General features: G+C 35.5%; 17 protein-coding genes. 6 read left to right on the top strand and 11 right to left on the bottom strand.

Translation table 11 applies throughout. The features are described 5' to 3' along the window. Window positions 1–67: 67 nt before the first annotated feature. Entirely contained in the window at window positions 68–1,504 is a 1,437-nt protein-coding gene (locus ACZ2G0_RS08000) for a PhoX family protein (protein ID WP_470309796.1), read from the bottom strand. Window positions 1,505–1,934: 430 nt separating this feature from the next. Here ACZ2G0_RS08000 and ACZ2G0_RS07995 point away from each other — a divergent pair, with 430 nt between their 5' ends. Then, window positions 1,935–2,507 carry a hypothetical protein gene (locus ACZ2G0_RS07995; protein WP_470309795.1) on the top strand — a complete coding sequence of 191 codons (573 nt, stop codon included), beginning with the start codon at window positions 1,935–1,937 and terminating at the stop codon, window positions 2,505–2,507. A 54-nt stretch (window positions 2,508–2,561) separates the two neighbouring features. Here the strand turns inward: ACZ2G0_RS07995 and ACZ2G0_RS07990 are convergent, their stop codons facing one another. Beyond that, on the bottom strand, window positions 2,562–3,440 hold the full coding sequence (locus tag ACZ2G0_RS07990; RefSeq protein ID WP_470309794.1) for a PPK2 family polyphosphate kinase: 879 nt from the start codon (window positions 3,438–3,440) through the stop codon (window positions 2,562–2,564). A gap of 201 nt (window positions 3,441–3,641) precedes the next feature. On the opposite strand from ACZ2G0_RS07990, the gene ACZ2G0_RS07985 reads away from it, so the two are divergent. After that, on the top strand, window positions 3,642–4,478 hold the full coding sequence (locus ACZ2G0_RS07985) for a DUF6929 family protein (RefSeq protein WP_470309793.1): 837 nt from the start codon (window positions 3,642–3,644) through the stop codon (window positions 4,476–4,478). Between the two features lie 2 nt (window positions 4,479–4,480). Here ACZ2G0_RS07985 and ACZ2G0_RS07980 read toward each other — a convergent pair whose 3' ends face one another. Further along, window positions 4,481–5,344 (bottom strand): L,D-transpeptidase, encoded by an 864-nt coding sequence (locus tag ACZ2G0_RS07980; protein ID WP_470309792.1) that lies wholly within the window; start codon window positions 5,342–5,344, stop codon window positions 4,481–4,483. A 277-nt stretch (window positions 5,345–5,621) separates the two neighbouring features. On the opposite strand from ACZ2G0_RS07980, the gene ACZ2G0_RS07975 reads away from it, so the two are divergent. Both ACZ2G0_RS07975 and ACZ2G0_RS07970 read left to right on the top strand, forming a co-directional pair. After that, window positions 5,622–6,338: a 3-ketoacyl-ACP reductase gene (locus tag ACZ2G0_RS07975; protein ID WP_470309791.1), complete on the top strand. Its 717-nt coding sequence runs from the start codon at window positions 5,622–5,624 to the stop codon at window positions 6,336–6,338. Between the two features lie 11 nt (window positions 6,339–6,349). Next, window positions 6,350–6,853, top strand: coding sequence for a hypothetical protein (locus tag ACZ2G0_RS07970; protein WP_470309790.1), 504 nt, complete (start codon window positions 6,350–6,352; stop codon window positions 6,851–6,853). 102 nt (window positions 6,854–6,955) lie between these two features. On the opposite strand, the gene mtaB is transcribed toward ACZ2G0_RS07970, so the two are convergent. Continuing rightward, window positions 6,956–8,284, bottom strand: a complete 1,329-nt coding sequence (gene mtaB / locus ACZ2G0_RS07965) for a tRNA (N(6)-L-threonylcarbamoyladenosine(37)-C(2))-methylthiotransferase MtaB (RefSeq protein WP_470309789.1) — start codon at window positions 8,282–8,284, stop codon at window positions 6,956–6,958. Window positions 8,285–8,468: 184 nt separating this feature from the next. Between mtaB and ACZ2G0_RS07960 the strand changes: the two genes are divergently transcribed. Then, window positions 8,469–9,050 carry a hypothetical protein gene (locus ACZ2G0_RS07960; protein ID WP_470309788.1) on the top strand — a complete coding sequence of 194 codons (582 nt, stop codon included), beginning with the start codon at window positions 8,469–8,471 and terminating at the stop codon, window positions 9,048–9,050. 98 nt (window positions 9,051–9,148) lie between these two features. After that, the gene (locus tag ACZ2G0_RS07955; protein ID WP_470309787.1) at window positions 9,149–10,645 is read left to right on the top strand and encodes a hypothetical protein; all 1,497 of its coding nucleotides are present in this window, start codon (window positions 9,149–9,151) and stop codon (window positions 10,643–10,645) included. A gap of 67 nt (window positions 10,646–10,712) precedes the next feature. On the opposite strand, the gene ACZ2G0_RS07950 is transcribed toward ACZ2G0_RS07955, so the two are convergent. The 7 genes from ACZ2G0_RS07950 to dnaJ all read right to left on the bottom strand — a co-directional run bounded on the left by ACZ2G0_RS07950 (window position 10,713) and on the right by dnaJ (window position 17,540). Beyond that, window positions 10,713–11,510: a Cof-type HAD-IIB family hydrolase gene (locus tag ACZ2G0_RS07950; RefSeq protein ID WP_470309786.1), complete on the bottom strand. Its 798-nt coding sequence runs from the start codon at window positions 11,508–11,510 to the stop codon at window positions 10,713–10,715. An 86-nt stretch (window positions 11,511–11,596) separates the two neighbouring features. Continuing rightward, the gene (locus ACZ2G0_RS07945; RefSeq protein ID WP_470309785.1) at window positions 11,597–11,815 is read right to left on the bottom strand and encodes a DUF2007 domain-containing protein; all 219 of its coding nucleotides are present in this window, start codon (window positions 11,813–11,815) and stop codon (window positions 11,597–11,599) included. Window positions 11,816–11,824: 9 nt separating this feature from the next. After that, a complete protein-coding gene (locus ACZ2G0_RS07940) occupies window positions 11,825–12,511 on the bottom strand; it encodes a DEAD/DEAH box helicase (RefSeq protein ID WP_470309784.1) in 687 nt (228 codons plus the stop codon). 82 nt (window positions 12,512–12,593) lie between these two features. Next, window positions 12,594–13,757 carry a sigma-54-dependent transcriptional regulator gene (locus tag ACZ2G0_RS07935; RefSeq protein ID WP_470309783.1) on the bottom strand — a complete coding sequence of 388 codons (1,164 nt, stop codon included), beginning with the start codon at window positions 13,755–13,757 and terminating at the stop codon, window positions 12,594–12,596. A 189-nt stretch (window positions 13,758–13,946) separates the two neighbouring features. Next, on the bottom strand, window positions 13,947–15,263 hold the full coding sequence (locus ACZ2G0_RS07930; protein WP_470309781.1) for an ABC transporter permease: 1,317 nt from the start codon (window positions 15,261–15,263) through the stop codon (window positions 13,947–13,949). Window positions 15,264–15,329: 66 nt separating this feature from the next. Next, window positions 15,330–16,253 carry an ABC transporter ATP-binding protein gene (locus ACZ2G0_RS07925; protein WP_470309780.1) on the bottom strand — a complete coding sequence of 308 codons (924 nt, stop codon included), beginning with the start codon at window positions 16,251–16,253 and terminating at the stop codon, window positions 15,330–15,332. Between the two features lie 165 nt (window positions 16,254–16,418). Further along, window positions 16,419–17,540, bottom strand: coding sequence for a molecular chaperone DnaJ (gene dnaJ / locus ACZ2G0_RS07920; RefSeq protein WP_470309778.1), 1,122 nt, complete (start codon window positions 17,538–17,540; stop codon window positions 16,419–16,421). Window positions 17,541–17,571: the final 31 nt, after the last annotated feature.

Genomic DNA, 17,571 nt, shown 5'->3' with positions numbered 1-17,571 from the left:
TTAAAAGCAAAAGCCCCGATTTCAAAAACTGAAACCGCGGACTTTTGACTATTCTATTTTTTATAATTTATCTCGCAAGTCCTTTAATTAAAACAATTTGACTCGCTTGCTTTTCATTTGGTCGTCCTGTACCACCATCAGCACCTTTGTATTTATCGCCAGTCCAAGTATGCGGTTGAACACTTAATAAAAAAGTATCTTCGACTCCTAACTGCTCAGATACATCAATCAAAGCGCCGTATTCCCAGTCACCAAATTTAGAAGTTCCGCCCACATTGTATTTTGCTGCATCTGATTCCGTACGACGGTGATCCAATTCAACTACCACCTTCATAGTTTTTTTAGCAATGTCATACTGATAAATGTAGCCATCATGTGTTTCGTCTCCGTAACCATTAGCATCCTCTTGAACGTACACATAGTTTTTAGTTACACAAATATTATCTGGATTTTGAAACGTTTTAGCAATTCCGTTACGATCGTCACCATCTAATAAAACTTTCAGTGTTCCCGCCAGCGGATTAGTAGCATCAAGGTTCAGCTGATACACTCTTCCGTATTTTGTTCTCGAACCATCCGCATTGGTACCCGTTGTATTTTGACCCGTAACATTAAAATAAATTTCTCTGTCAGCTTCTTTACCTCCTTTGCGGTAATCTAAATCCTCAACACGACCAAATTTAATTGCCTTCAAGGTATTAACTGAAGCATTTATTTGTGCTCCTGTCATCGTGGTATGATTCTCAATTTTGACAAAAGACACCGGATACGATTCACCGCTAACCATATCTTTCTCTCTTTGATTATCAGTAGTTCGCTTCATCATATACAAAGAACCGTTAGCAAGATCACCCACAGTGTTTGATACGTACATGAAAAGTTGCCCTCCGTAAGTTCCGGAGTCATCATCACCAATTACAATAACCGTTTTTCCTGCAAAAGCTGTAGCCTTCAATGGCAACGCATTCTCGGCACTCAAGCGACCCAATCCAGGAAGCTCTTTGGATACACTTGCAGTTCCTGCATCAGCGTAAGGGTTTACACCATGTGTACGAGACTCTTCACCTGATTCTCCACAGGTTAAATAAAGCGGACCAAAACCGTGCTCCGCAGGAGTTGCCATTGTAGCACCACACAATCTCCAAGTTCCTCCATTAGAGTTTAATAAATATTCGCCTTTTACAGGTTTAAACGTTTTGTCTAGTGTAATTCTGGAAACCGAAAAATTATCTTCGTTGTTGACTAAAAAGGTAAAAGTACCATCACCGTTTTTCAACAAACCGCTTCCATCAGCTGATCCTCCAAAAACAAAGTTGGGACTTTGTGGCAGTACATCATCAGAGGTTAGTAATGAAAATAACTCTAATTTTTCAAAACCTGATTTTTTCTTTAATAAAACGGGCGTAACTGATTGGTCAGCTAAAACAACTGTTGATTCGACTTTATCATTTTCACAGGAAACAAAAGCCGCTCCTAACAATAACCCTAAAATAATTTTTTTCATTTGTTTATCTTTTAAAATTTGAAGCAAAGAAAGGCTTGGTATTTTAAAACTAAATGAACTTAAGATTACTAAAACTTAAAATACTTGTAGGATATTAGGTGTAAATTATACGTTAATTTTACATAAAGTCCTTTTTTTGAACAAAATGGTGACTTTAAAATAACTTCTCTTCAAAAATGATTTTTATATTAGGACGCAGCTCCTAAGTTGTTGACTACTAATCTTAAAGTTTGCTCAAAAAAGTACTCTTAACCCTTACTATCAAAGGAACGAACGAGACAGCAAACATCCTAAAATAATTATTCTATAACAAAAACTGAAAATACTATAACATTTCCCTCTCGCTTCCATTCTACTTTTGTCAACGTCATCAACAACAAACAATAATAAAAACGATGACTTCTTAATTATAAATAAAAAAACAAATAGTATGAAAACGACAACAAAATTCAAAACAGTACTTTTAGTAGCTATAGCTGCTCTATTTTCTAACACAACTTCAGCACAAGAAACGCCAACAGCAACTAACTACGATCAGGGATTTCGTTTAGGAGTAGGTGTAAACGCAGGATATGCTACTAACGATCCTTATAAATTAGCCTTAGGTGGTGATGTTAGGTTACAGTACGATTTATCTAAAAGATACTCTTTGACTGCAACTACAGGTTACACTAACCTTTTCGTGAGTCAATCAGATGCAATTCCTGGACAAGTGGCTGGAAAAGACTTAGGATTTATTCCTGCTAAAGCTGGTTTCAAAGCTTTTATTTGGGATGACCAATTTTATGTAATGGGTGAAGCTGGAGCTGCTTTTGGAGTTTCTAATAAAAGCAATGGTACTTCATTATTGTTATCTCCAACAATTGGTTATGCTACAAAATTCGTAGATATCTCAGTTCACTATGAGCACTACTCTGACTTTGCTAAAATCAACAACAACGGAACTACTGGTAAAGGAGTAGGACAAGTAGGTGTACGTTTAGCTTACGGTTTCAAATTATAAAAACTAACAAAATTGAATTAGTTAAAAGGGCTCTGAAATTTCAGAGCCCTTTTGTTATTCTTTCATTAATTGATCCCTATAAAGGCCCAAGTTCAGCTTTACCTTATCATCTAACTCTGGTTCCTTTATATCGGTGTATTTTTGCATTTCATTCCAAATAATTTCGGCAATAATATAACGACACATATCCTTGTCATCAGCAGGAACAACATACCAAGGCGCGTGTTCCTTAGCTGTATTATTAATTGCCTCTTGGTAATAGTTCATATAATCATCCCAACGTTCCCGTTCTTTGAGATCACCAACCGAAAATTTCCAATTGTGCTCCTCCTTCTCCAGTCGTCTCAACAATCGCTTGCGTTGCTCCTCTTTGCTTAAATGCAAGTAAAATTTCAAAACAATAGTTCCGTTTTGAGCGATATGCTTTTCAAAATTATTAATTTGCTGCATACGGTTTTCCCAAAATTCTGGCGTAATATCTGCTACTTTTTCGATACCCGGCAAATTCTCATTCATAATATATTCCGGATGTACTCTGGTTACCAGCACATTCTCGTAATGCGTTCGATTAAAAACAGCAAACTTCCCCTTCTCAGGCAAAGCAAGGTAATGCCGCCATAAATAATCATGCTCTAGCTCCGTCGAGTTGGGTGTTTTAAAACTATATACTTGAACACCTCTTGGATTAAACTCCTTAAAAACTTCCCGAATCAAACTATCTTTACCCGAAGTGTCCATTCCTTGCAAACAAATCAAAACCCCATAGCGGTTGTGCGCATACATAATGTCCTGCAATTCACTTAATTTTTTCTGAACCTTATCTAATTTATTCTCTTTATCATCATCGCTGGCTTCATTAAATAAGTTAGTGGGAATTTTTGAAAGGTCGATAGGACCTACCACTTTAAAATTTTCTGGATTTATAGATTTCATAGAATACCGTTTTTAATTAAAGTAAATATAGTATTTTTGGGTAGCTATTTCCTGCTTTTCATGGCAATACTTTTCAAGCAATTGTTTTTTTATTAGGTCCTTGCAGGAGCTTCCGGTGGTCGCTCTGCACCTCCCATAAAAAACGCAATTCCATTTAAAAAGTATTTCTATTACAATCAGGGCTAAAAACAACAACAATTCATGGAGAAATTCACGCTCGAAATCCTATTTCATATTGTCGGCATTGGTGCTGCTTCAGGACTTTTTTATCAAGAGAATTCACTATACATTATTAGTGATAACAGTGGTTTTATCTATGAGTATGCGATCCCCACACAAACTCTAAACCAATATCCGCTATTAAAAAACGCTCTGCCAAACATCCCAAAAAAAGACAAACCTGATTTTGAGTCCTTAACTCATTTTCAAGATACCTTGTATGTATTTGGCTCAGGATCGACTGACAAACGAAATACAATGATTGCCTTCGATTTAAAAACAAAAAAAAAGACAAGCACCAATAACCTCACGGATCTTTATGCTGTGATGCAGAGTTTTGAATCAGTTTTACCCCAAGATTTTAACCTTGAAGGTGTCATTTATACCGGCGAAGATTGGTATTTATTCAATCGTGGTAACGGAAGTACCAATAAAAATATCATTTATACGCTCCATGCCCAAAAACTAGATCAGGAATTTAGTTTAATTGCCAATACGTACAAACTTCCAAAAATAAAAGGAGTGCGAACTTCGTTTACCGATGCGATCAAAGTCGAAGACAAAATTTACTTTTTGGCCTCAGCCGAAAAAACAGTCAACACTTATGACGACGGCGAAATATTGGGAAGCATTATTGGCCGAATTGACATCGAAACCATGAAAATAGATTTTACAAAAAAAATTAGCCCTACAAATAAATTTGAAGGGCTAACTCTATATTCAAAAACTAAAGACCAAATTCAATTCCTACTCTGTGAGGATAAGGATAATGATGTGCAAGAAAGTACGATTCATAAATTGACTTTGGATCTAAAGTAGGATTACGCTTTATTAGCAGCTCTGTTTTTTTGCTCTTTCATAATAGTGTTCAAATGCGGTTGCACTAACTGTTGGATATCCTCTTCGGTTAAGTTTAAACTCTTTGAGTTTTTCAGCAAGGCTAACCATGGCTTTGGAGCTTTAAAATCATATTTCCCAAAAACAACCACTGGAGTTCCTTTTACCTTTACCGTTTCGACATCAGCAAGAACCCATTGATCAGCCCAGTCGTATAAGTAACGAGCATCTCTTTCTTGCAAACGCAAACAAGAGTGTGAAGCTGGATAACCAGGTAATTCATATTGGTGAAAACCTACTCCAAGTTTATTTTCGATGTTGTAATTCCATTTTAAATCCCATTCGTCATTAAAAGTACTCGTAGTTTCCTCTGCTTTCCAGTTGGTAAAAAATAAACCTGTTGGCGTTTGATCTTTTTCTCTTCCCATATTAGTAGGTCCTGTACGAACTAATTGTCCGTTTTCATAAGCGGCAAAGGTTTGAGAAGGATAGGAAAACAAAATAATTTTGTCAACCTCATTCAACGCTTCCACCTCAAGCGGAAAAGGCAAATAAAATTCTAAATCACCGCTTAAATCTTTAGGAACTATAATCGAATCCATTTTCTTTAAATTGGCTGCATCCGTTCTATTTATAGCATATGCAATTTGCAAGCTGGTAATACTTTCTTTATTTTTGGCTAGCCAGTCTTGGGTGTTTTCTAACGAATAAGAAACCTCTTTTGGTTCATGACGCTCAATTACCTTTACAGGCTTCTTTGTTTCATTGGATTCTTTTGTAGTCTCTTGTTTGCAAGAAACTAAAGCTGTCATTGCAAAACCGACTAGAAGTAGATGTATCTTTTTCATAAAATTAGTTTTAATATTTTTTTATTGATGGTTGCTATTAGATTCACTTGACTAGTTTTCTACCGTTTTAGCTTTAATTTTACTACGGCTTTTATCATGCAAATCTTCTGATGTAAAATTGCAACCTTTAGTCTTCTTAGCTGTTACGTAATTTTTGGATAATCTTATCAAATTTTAAGAAAAGTCGCTTTTCAGCGATTCCATTTTTAACTTTTTAATATCATTTAAAAAATTCCAAAGCCTTAACTTTGTTTATCAAAATATAATTAAAAACATAATGACCGATATCAAAAATAAAACGGCCTTAATCACAGGCGCTGGAAAAGGAATAGGAAAAGCAATCGCACTTGCACTAGCAAAAGAAGGGGTAAATGTTATTTTAGTTGCTCGAACGCAAGAAGAAATTGACAATGTGGCTGCGAAAGCACGAGCGTTGCGTGTAAAAGCACTCGCGATCACTGCTGATGTTGCTGATATCAATTCGGTTAATCTAGCAGCTGAAAAAGCTTTGGCTGAATTTGGTACTATCGACATCTTAATTAACAATGCGGGAATTGCCTCTTTTGGTAAATTTCTAGATTTAGAACCTACCGATTGGGAACGCATCATTCAAGTAAATTTAATGGGAACCTATTATATGACCCGCGCTATATTGCCAACAATGATAGCACAACAGTCAGGTGATATCATCAATATTTCATCCACAGCAGGTTTGGCCGGTAATGCGATGACCAGCGCGTATAGTGCATCTAAATTTGCTGTTCTTGGATTAACTGACTCGCTAATGCAGGAAATGCGCAAACATAATGTGCGTGTAACAGCGTTAACACCAAGTACCGTTGCCACTGATATGGCCAAAGAATTAAAATTAACGGATGGGAATCCTGAAACCGTCATGCAAGCAGAAGATATTGCCGAATTAATCATTGCACAGTTAAAGTTAAACAAAAGAGTTTTTATCAAAAACAGCAGTATCTGGTCTACTAATCCCTAATTTACAGTCCAATGGAAAAATATTTAAGACAATTAATTTCAATAGAATTTGAAGATAAAAGAGAAATATTTTCAGGTTTTTTAATTGATTACTCTGATGAGTGGATTTTGCTGCGGAACAACCCGGTTGATTTTATCGTAGACGGCTATGTTTTGCTTAAAAACAAAAATGTAAAAAGCATCCATCGCGACGAAGACCATGAGTTTACTGAGAAAGTGATTCGGTTGAAAGGAGTAAAAACCAACGCCGAGGACATTATTCCTATTAAAGATTTAGCTTCAATCATTAGCTATTTGGATAAAAAATATGGCGTATTCCAAATCGCAAAAAAATCATCAAAATCAGCTTATCTTGGAAAATTAATCGAATTGAACAAGGAAGAGCTCACGATTGACTTCCTTGATATACGAGGTGAATTTGGCGGAGAGTTAAGTTTTAACCCTGATAAAATTAGAGTCATTGAATTCGATACGGACTACATTAACTCTTTACAATTGGTAATTAAAGAAGATTAATACAGCTATTGGCCGTCAATTTAAAAGCTTGCATAAAAAAAACCATTAAGAAATAGAGATGCTATTTTCTTAATGGTTTTTCTATTCTAATCCCTTTTGAGTTTACACTTCTACATTTAGGAATTCCATTCTCACACTTCCGTCTTCATCAATTCGAGTTAAATTAATGTCATGCAGTGTATTTACTAAAGCCGGATTCCAAGGTGTTTTTACTTTTACATAGTTCTCGGTAAATCCATGAATGTAACCTTCTTTGTTTTCACTTTCGAATAAAACAGTCCTGTTGCTTCCTAATTGGTTTTCATAAAAAGCACGACGTTTTTTTACAGATAAACTACGTAACATTTTACTGCGTTTAGCACGAACATTGGCAGCAACCACGCCATCCATAGCAGCAGCCTCTGTATTATCACGTTCTGAATACGTAAAAACATGTAGGTATGAAATATCCATTTCATTCAAAAAATGATAGGTTTCTAGAAAGTGTTCATCGGTTTCACCAGGAAAGCCAACGATCACATCCACACCTATGCAGGCGTGAGGCATGACTTCTCTAATTTTATTGACTCTTTCGGTATAGACTTCTCTTTGATACCTGCGCTTCATTAACTTTAAAATCGCATTGCTTCCTGATTGCAACGGAATGTGGAAATGCGGTACAAAAGTTCGGCTTTTAGAGACAAACTCTATCGTTTCGTTTTTTAATAAATTAGGCTCTATCGATGAAATTCGTAATCGCTCAATTCCTTCGACCTCATCTAAGGCTTGCACTAATTCAAGAAAAGTATGTTCGTGTTTTTTATTTCCAAATTCGCCTTTACCATAATCTCCAATATTGACACCCGTAAGCACAATTTCTTTGATGTTTTGCTTCGAAATTTCGGCGGCATTTTTCAATACATTTTCTAATTCGTCTGAACGTGAAATTCCACGTGCCAACGGAATAGTACAATATGTACATTTATAATCGCAACCATCTTGCACTTTTAAAAATGCTCTAGTTCGATCACCTATGGAATAACTACCCACATAAAAATCAGCATCAGCGATCTCACACGAGTGCACTTCGCCCATGTCGTTTTTAGACAAATCGTTAATATAATCAGTGATTTTAAATTTTTCGGTCGCCCCTAAAACTAGGTCAACTCCATCAACTGCGGCTAGCTCTTCAGGTTTTAACTGAGCATAGCATCCAACGGCAGCTACAAAGGCTTGGTTGTTTAATTTCATTGCCTTTTTGACAACTTGCTTGAACTGCTTGTCGGCATTTTCAGTAACGGAGCAAGTATTGATTACATACATATCCGCCACTTCTTCAAAATCTACGCGATCAAATCCTTCGTCTTGAAAACTACGAGCGATTGTCGATGTTTCCGAAAAATTTAGTTTACAACCTAAGGTGTAAAAGGCAACTTTTTTTCTATTTTCCATAAATGAACGCTATTGATGAAATCGTTGTCAAAAAATAGCGTGTGCAAATTTACAAACATTTTTTAGAAACAAATTAGAATTTAGCAATTTACTCTGTACTGTTTGTGAGATTAGCTTTAAAAACAAGTTCAAAAATCAATACTTTTAGATACTTTTACGACCGTTACCAAAATCAAAAACCACAATGAACAAATTTTTTCTTACGCTAGCACTGCTTATTTCAGTTTTAGGAACTGCACAAAATAAAATAGACTGGGATGGCACGTATCAATTACAGTTATCCGACTTTCAATCAAATGAAACGCAAGTGGGAGGCACAACTATTACGTCAATGCAAACCGCTTCTAATTTAGAATTTGGTTTCCAAATGAGTAATGTAGAATTTATGTTTACTAAAAATTTCAACTCAAAAGTAAGCTGTGCTTTCCAGAAAGATGCTGCGATGATCGTTGCTCCAGATGCTGCTACCGCAAATAAATTAGTCCAATTTGCTCAATACCAATTCAATTTATCCGAGTTGTATGCGCGCAAATTGAGACAAAAAATATATGAAAACAAAGGAACCTTCTCAGATATTACTTTTTTGAAACCTTTATACGAGCAAATAGAAAAAGAATTAATTGAACAAAATGGTATTGCTTCTAAAGCGACCAACTTAGGCCAAGATGAAGGTAAACTTACCGTTCTTAACGCAAAGGTGCTTTCACAAATAGACGCCCTTGCTGATTTTTGCAAAGCGTGTAAACCTCCTAAAAAGAAAAAGTAAAAAGTCACTCTACCGTGGTTTTATAGTTTATGACTACTATCCTTGACTTAATACTTTATCACAAACCAACCAAAACGAAATACAAAACAAAAAATTTTATGAAAAAACTAGTTCTAATCTGCTTATTGATAAACAGTTATTTTGCTCAAGCACAAACCAACACGCAACTAAAAGTAACTGAAAGTGCGGAATATGAAGATGATATCAAATCGATTGATATCCTATCCATACACACAGCGCAGTCCGGTGAAACTTCCATCATTAGAAATGGTAAAAAAGATTTTTTATTCGATATTTTTGACAGTAAACTCGCTAAAACTTTTTCTAAAAAGGTTGCTAGTGAAGACGATGAACAATATGTTGGTGATTTATTCTATAAAGATCAAGTAAAATTATTTACAGTTGCTTCCCCTAGTAAAAATGAAAGAGTACTGTACTGTCACACACTCAATTTATCTACAAAATTATATAATAAGACTACGATTTTTACAACTACTGTCGAAAAAAATCAGTCTTTATTTAGCACCAAAAACAAACATAAGACTAATTTCGCTTTATCACCTGATGGTAACTATTTTGCAATTGCCACTGATAACATTCTTAAAAACAAAAACTCCTACACAGTACGAGTTTATGAATCTAAAAATGAAAATTTAGTCTTTACAACATCGTATCAGGAAGATGTTGAAAAAACTTTTGAGCACAATGATCTTTACATTACTAACGACGCTACGGTTTACTCTTTGGGTAAATTATACATTGAAGGTTCTTCAAATAAAAAAAATCAGGGACAAGCTAATTATCAGTTTGTATTAAACAAAATTACGAAAGCAAAAACCAGCTTTATTTTAGTCGATTTAGAAAAGGAACATATTAAATCCTTGAGCATTTCATTTAATAAAAATGAATTGCAGCTAATTGGTTTTTATTCTGAATTAAATGTCAATAGAATTAAAGGTGGTTGCAATTTTATCATCGATACCGATAATTTGACTGTCAAATCAAAAAAACTACAGAATTTACCAAAACAAGTATACGATGACTTATACGGATATAGAGAAGCAGAAAACAAAAGTGAAAAGCAGAAAGAATTGAGAAATTTTGATATTGACTATTTGTTAAAAGACAAAGAAAACAATACGTTCCTTATTGCCGAAGAATTTTATGTATCGCAAGTATACGTGAGCTCTGGAGCCTACGGTGGTTATATGCAAACCGTTTATCACTACGATGATATTTTAATTTTAAAGTTCAATTCAGCTGGAGATTTAGTTTGGGGAAGAAGCGTTTTTAAAAAAGCCAACAACCCATCCTACAATGCTTTTTTGAAAGATGACAGTTTACACCTTATTTTAAACTCCGGTAAAAACTTAACTGAAAAAGCAGACGGACGCGTTAAATTATCCAAATCATGGTTAGAATCTACGTCATTATACGATCTAGAATATTCAAAAACGGGAGAAGTAGCGTACAACAAAATTCAAGACAATAAAAACAATGAGTTTTACCTGCCTTATTATGGTACTTATGAATCCAACAAATTCATTATGATGAATGATGGAAAAAGAAAAAAGACATTTATGATTTTACAATAGAAAGTCAAAAACAACAAAAAACCGTTAGGATTAAATAAATTCTAACGGTTTTTTTATTTGAAAGTAATTAGGCTAAGATAAATCTCTTCACAACTTCGGCTACGCCATCATTGTTGTTAGAGGCTACAACAACATCTGCTTTGTCCCGCAGGTGAGCATCTACATTATCGACCCACACACCTAAACCAGCGTACTCGATCATGGACAAATCATTACCTGCGTTTCCAACGGCAATCACTTCAGATTGTAAAATATTTAATTTTTCGGCTAAGAATTTTACACTAGCGCCTTTGTCTATGCCATTTTGAGCTACTTCTAAGAAAAAAGGTTTAGACATACACACACTTAAATGAGGCATGGCAAGTTTTAAATCCTGCTCTACTTGTTTTAAATACGAAGGTTCTTCTAATAAAATACATTTCACTGCTGACGACTGCACTGCTGCTTTAAAATCAGCCACTTTATGGTGTTGTAAACCTGTAATATTTAATTCTATATCAATATATTCAGAGCTAGTTTCACTTACCACCTTTCCCTCTGCATATGTTATAATGTGAGTGTTGTGCTGCACACTGTAATCGTACAATTCATGAATTTGCTCTTGCGTAAGTGTTTGCTCAAAAATAACTTCGTTTTCTTTTAAGTTAGTAATTACTGCTCCGTTATACGAAATCATATAGGAATCTTCCAAACCAAGTTCTTTTGCATACGCGGTCATGGCAGGTGTTGGTCGTCCCGAAGCTAGGATTACTAACACTCCTTTTTCTTTGGCTTGGGCCAACATTAACCTATTTTCCTCTGAAATTTTATGGTTATCATTTAACAAGGTGTCATCCATGTCTAAAACCAGCATTTTATATTTCATAACTTTAATTTCTTATACCTAAAAAAGAAACCTCGGCTTTTGGACAGCTAAGGTTTCTTACTTTAATTATTTAGGACCAATTGGTTTTAAATACTCAATCTAAATTCTTCAATCACGGGATTTACTTTTGCAAATTCTGTTTCTTGAACAAATAATTCAACTGCTGATCCTGAACTTCCAAATCCTGCCAATCTAGCCGATTGAATATTGTCTTTCATCAATACATCAACTCCTATCGCTTCGATTTTTTCTTTTAGCGCCATTGCTAAAATTTCACTTCCTGAAAACACTTTCATTAATCCCATGGTATCTTTTTAATTGTTATTTTCTTCTTCCTCTTTCTCTAATTCGTTTTCTTCATCTGAATCCTCATCCTCTTCGTCATCTTCCCCATCAAATTCGAATAAAAACGGTTCTTCCATCATTTTGTCAGCAAGACTATCAATTCGTTCTGATAACTTTTCAGAAAAAATAATGCGTTGCGTTCTTGCAATACTATTAGAGATGCGCATGATTTTAGTTTCGTGACGCAATTTTAAAACGGCATCAGCATCATCAACGATAAACATTTTTAGACGGTTTACATTGTAACCCGCTGTTGTAAACATGTCATTTAGCTTTGTAGGTGTTCCAATTAAAACATCTACACCACCAGAAATGAAATTTTTATCATATTCCAAATCTCCTTTTTCGTGTACGCCGTAAACCGTTAGATCCGTATGTTTACCATACTTTTCAAAAAGCACTTTCATAGCAAGTACTTTCTCTTTGCTTTCAACTAAAATTAGCGCACGAGGTGACTGCTCCCCTTCCTTAACCAATTGCTGAATAACATTAATAACAATCGTAGTTGATTTTCCGCTGCCGGGAGGCGCTATAATTATACAATCTGCACCACTTTTAAGCGTTGAAAAAGTGTCTGCCTGCATGGCATTTGGAGTTGTTAGTCCGTTTGCTACTAACGATTCTTTAAGACCTTCGTTTATTTTTTTTAGTTTCATTCTTTAGTATTGAAAATTTAAAAACCAATCGTTTCGCATTAATAGCGCAGAATTGCATTTTTAAACCTAATTTAACTTTATATTATTTAGAAGCAAATAGCTTCACGTCATTCTCTGAAATTTGGCTTCCGCCAAGGATAATCAATCGCTCGACCACATTTCGAAGCTCACGGATATTACCGGTCCAATCGTATTCCTGCAGTAATTTAACGGCATCGTCAGAGAATTTTTTAACTGCATTTCCTTGTTCCGAAGCAATTTTGTTTGCAAAATGTGCAATCAACATTGGGATATCATCCCGTCTCTCATTCAGCGAAGGTACTTTAATTAAAATAACTGCCAATCGATGGTATAAATCTTCGCGAAAACGACCTTCGGCGATTTCTAGTTTTAGGTCTTTGTTAGTAGCGGCTACGACACGCACATCCACTTTGATATCCTTATCAGCTCCTACTCTGGTAATCATACTTTCCTGCAAAGCACGCAAAACTTTGGCTTGAGCCGAAAGACTCATATCTCCAATTTCATCTAAGAAAATAGTTCCTTTGTCTGCTGCTTCAAATTTACCTGCTCTGTCTTTTACTGCCGAAGTAAAGGCTCCTTTGACGTGACCAAACAACTCACTTTCAATCAATTCCGATGGAATAGCGGCACAATTGACCTCAATTAAAGGAAAACTAGCACGTTCACTTTTTTCATGAAGTTGATGGGCTACAAGCTCTTTACCTGTTCCGTTAGGTCCAGTAATTAATACTCTGGCTTCGGTTGGGGCTACTTTATCGATCATGACTTTGATATGATCAATAGCTTCGCTTTCGCCTATCATTTCGTAATTTTTACTGACCTTTTTCTTTAAGATTTTATTCTCAACTACAAGTTGTTTTTTATCTAAAGCGTTTCGAACCGTATTTAATAAACGGTTTAAATCAGGTGGTTTGGAAATGTAATCAAACGCTCCTAATCGCATCGTATTTATGGCAGTTTCCATATCTCCGTGACCGGATATCATAACGATTGGAATTTCGGGCTTTATTTTTTTGACAGCTTCAAGTAGTTCTACACCATCCATTTTTGGCATTTTAATATCGCAAAGCACCAAATCGTAATCGTTATTTTTTATTTTTTCATATCCTAAAATTCCGTCTTCGGCATCTTCTACTTGGTAGCTTTCGTTTTCTTCGGACAGTATTTTAGTTAATACTCTTCGGATTGCTGCTTCGTCTTCTATAATCAGTATTTTAGGCATATTTTTTTATTTTATCATTAATAGGAATTGGAAGCTGATCTTCCAAATACAAAACCATCTTGGCTTTTTAGCCCTGATAGAGCCGGTATCCTCATGCTCCCGATCTTTAGGGAGCTTGAGATTTAGGCGATAGCAGGTACTATGAAAACTGACAAAAACCAAGCCATTCGCTCCTACTCATTCTAATTATTAGTACTGAAGCCATTTGTATAGCTCTTTCCAAGTTGGTTTTTTACCATACATTAAAATCCCTATTCGGTATATTTTAGCGGCAAACCATACCACTCCAAAAAATGTCACGAATAGTAAAGTGACCGAAATGGCAACTTGCCACAAAGGTACACCAAATGGAATTCGCATGAGCATTACAATAGGTGATGTTAACGGAATCATTGAAAAAACAACGGCAATTGTACCATGAGGATCATTTACAACACTAAAAAAACCAACATAAACGCTTAGCATTAATGGCATTATTACAGGTAGTAAAAACTGTTGTGAGTCGGTTTGATTGTCGACTGCCGCTCCAATTGCTGCATAAAACGAACTATATAAGAAATAGCCTCCGATAAAATAGATCAGAAAAGAGATTAGGATGGTTGCGATTGGCAAATTCCATAGCTCTTTAATATACATTTGTGCTGTTCCTGCAAATTCGTGCTGTGCTTGTTGCATTAATTCCGGTGATAATTTAGCGGTAGGCGTTGCATTGATACCAAAGAAAAAGGAAGCTGCAAACATTAGGGAAAGTCCGATTACTGCCCAAATTAAAAACTGCAGAATTCCGGCTAATGAGGTTCCTACTATTTTACCAATCATTAACTGGAACGGCTTAACGGATGAGATAATAATTTCGATGATACGATTGGTTTTTTCCTCAATTACGGATCGCATCACCATATTTCCATAAATTATAATGAACATCATGATGAGATAACCAAAACCGCCACCAATAGCTATTTTTATCTCGTTCAATCCCTTCATGGATTGCTCACCAGTTGCTTTAGTTAAACTGATATTGACTTTTGATTGTGCTTTTTGGATGGCTAAAGTATCTAAATGTGCATTTTCAAGATTGATGTTCGTGATCTTTGTAGCAATCACATCTTGTACATTTTCAATAAAAGAAATACTAGGACTGCTGTTTGAGACAAACTGAATTTTAGTTTCGAAATCATTCATAGCAGTCGCCGCAGGAATCACTAACAAACCATCGTATGACTCTGTTACGATACTATCTTTTAATATTTGTGTGTCAATTGCTGATAAATCGACGTATTTATATTCGCCTTTTTTACTGTTTTGAGCAGTAAAATTTTTAACAAATAATCCCGATGCATCGTGAATGGCTATTTGCTTCGTATCCGCTTTCATAGAACTCAAATAACCTACAAATGCCGCGATTGCCACAAATAAAAGCGGACTTAAAAAAGTCATGACGATAAAAGATTTATTACGCACCTTGGCAATAAATTCTCTTTTTATGATTAATGCTATTATACTCATAATGTTGTTTTTTGAAGTAGGAAGTCCAAAGCTGAATTAAATAATTGGACTTATTAAATTTAGCGTTTATTTTTCCTGTACGGTTTGTATAAAAATATCATTTACGCTTGGTATTTTTTCGACAAAATGAGTAACCTGTCCACGCTGCGTTAAAAGATGTAGCAACTCGTTAGGCATGGCATTCCCTAATTGAATTTCAAGTTTTAACTCCTTATTCAAGGATTTAAAATGAGCCGGACTAACGGTAAATTTTTGGGTGATATCATACATTAATCCTTCGACATTATCGGATAAAATCCCTACTTCAAAACTATTGGTTTTGAACTGTCGTTTGACATTATCAAGTTTTCCTTCGATTAACTTATTCGATTTGTGAATCAAAGCAATATGATCGCATAATTCCTCTACACTTTCCATGCGGTGTGTTGAGAATATGATGGTTGCCCCTTGGTCACGCAAGGCTAAAATTTCGTCCTTAATTACATTTGCATTTACCGGATCAAAACCCGAAAAAGGTTCATCAAAAATCAATAATTTAGGCTTGTGCAAAACACAAACGACAAATTGAATTTTTTGAGCCATTCCTTTCGAAAGTTCTTGAATTTTTTTATTCCACCAACCTTGAATTCCAAGGCGATCAAACCAATACTCTAGTTGTTTTTTAGCCTCGGCTTTGGACAATCCTTTCATTTGAGCCAAATACAAACATTGCTCTCCAACTTTCATACTATTGTACAACCCTCTTTCTTCGGGTAGGTAACCAATGTATTGCACGTGTTTGGGTTGTAGTTTTTCACCATCCAATATGATGGTACCACTATCAGGCATTGTAATTTGGTTTATAATTCGAATGAGGGAAGTTTTTCCGGCACCATTAGGACCTAAAAGCCCATAAATACTACCTTGAGGAACAGATAATGACACTTCGTTAAGCGCTACGTAATCACCGTATTGCTTGACTACTTTATTTACTTCTAATAAGTTATTCATGCTGTATTTTTGAATTTACTGGGCGAGTTGAACTGCTACAACTTAACTGTTGTAAAAGTAAATAATTAGTATGGAATTGGGACCACTTGTTACATAAAAAACCCATCTTCTTATTGGTTGAAGATGGGTTGGTATGCTATTATTAATTCCTGTAGTTTAAGTAATCTACGAGAACATATCTTTTACTTTTTCAAAAAAGGATTTATCTGATTTTTCAGGATGTGGCACAAAGTTATCATCCGTCATGTTTTTCTCGAAAAATTGTTTTTGCTCTTTATTCAACGTTTTTGGAGTCCATACATTAACGTGAACAAGTAAGTCTCCGTTACCATAACCGTTGATGCTTGGAATTCCTTTGCCTTTCAGCCTAAGGATTTTTCCAGATTGAATACCTTCTTCTAGTTTGATTCTCACCTTACCGTTGATTGCATCGATATCTTTAGAAACTCCCAAAACAGCTTCAGCGAAACTGATGTATAAGTCATAGTGTAAATTTTCACCTTCACGCTTTAAAAACTCGTGTTCAAGCTCTTCAATAGCAACAATTAAATCTCCAGGAACGCTATTTCCAGGTGCATCATTTCCTTTATTAGAAACTTTTAACTGCATTCCGTCAACAACTCCTGCTGGAATTTTAATTGAAACCGTTTCATCTTCAAGAATCATTCCTTGTGAATCAGCTTCACTTGGTTTTTTATCCAAAATTTGACCTGAACCACCGCAAGTAGGGCAAGTAGAAGCTGATTGCATTCTACCTAAAATGGTATTCGTTACACGCATTACCTGACCTTGTCCATTACAAGTCCCACAGGTTTTATACGATACGCCAGCGGCTTGCACTTTGCGTTTTACTTTTACTTTTTTCTCAACACCGTTAGCAATTTCTTCCAGTGTTAATTTTACTTTGATACGTAGGTTACTTCCTTTAGTACGACGTTGGCCTCCGCCACCGCCTCCAAATCCGCCACCACCACCAAAGGCGCTACCGAAAATATCTCCAAATTGGCTAAAGATATCGTCCATGTTCATACCTCCATGACCACCACCGCCAAAACCACCGGAACCATCAAAAGCTTGATGTCCGTATTGATCGTACTTGGCTTTTTTGCTTGCGTCACTTAAAATCTCGTAAGCTTCAGCAGCTTCCTTAAATTTTTCTTCTGCTGCTTTGTCTCCAGGATTTTTGTCAGGGTGATATTCTAACGCTTTTTTTCTGTAGGCTTTTTTAATGGCTGCAGCATCTGCACCTTTAGCAATACCTAATATCTCGTAAAAATCTTTTTTCATTTTAATTTTTTCTTTTGATAAGTTGCACTAT

It is taken from the genome of Flavobacterium sp. KKT103 (genome assembly GCF_055640565.1).
Note: the sequence above shows the minus strand (reverse complement) of the source record. Positions and strands in the feature narration are given on the sequence as shown.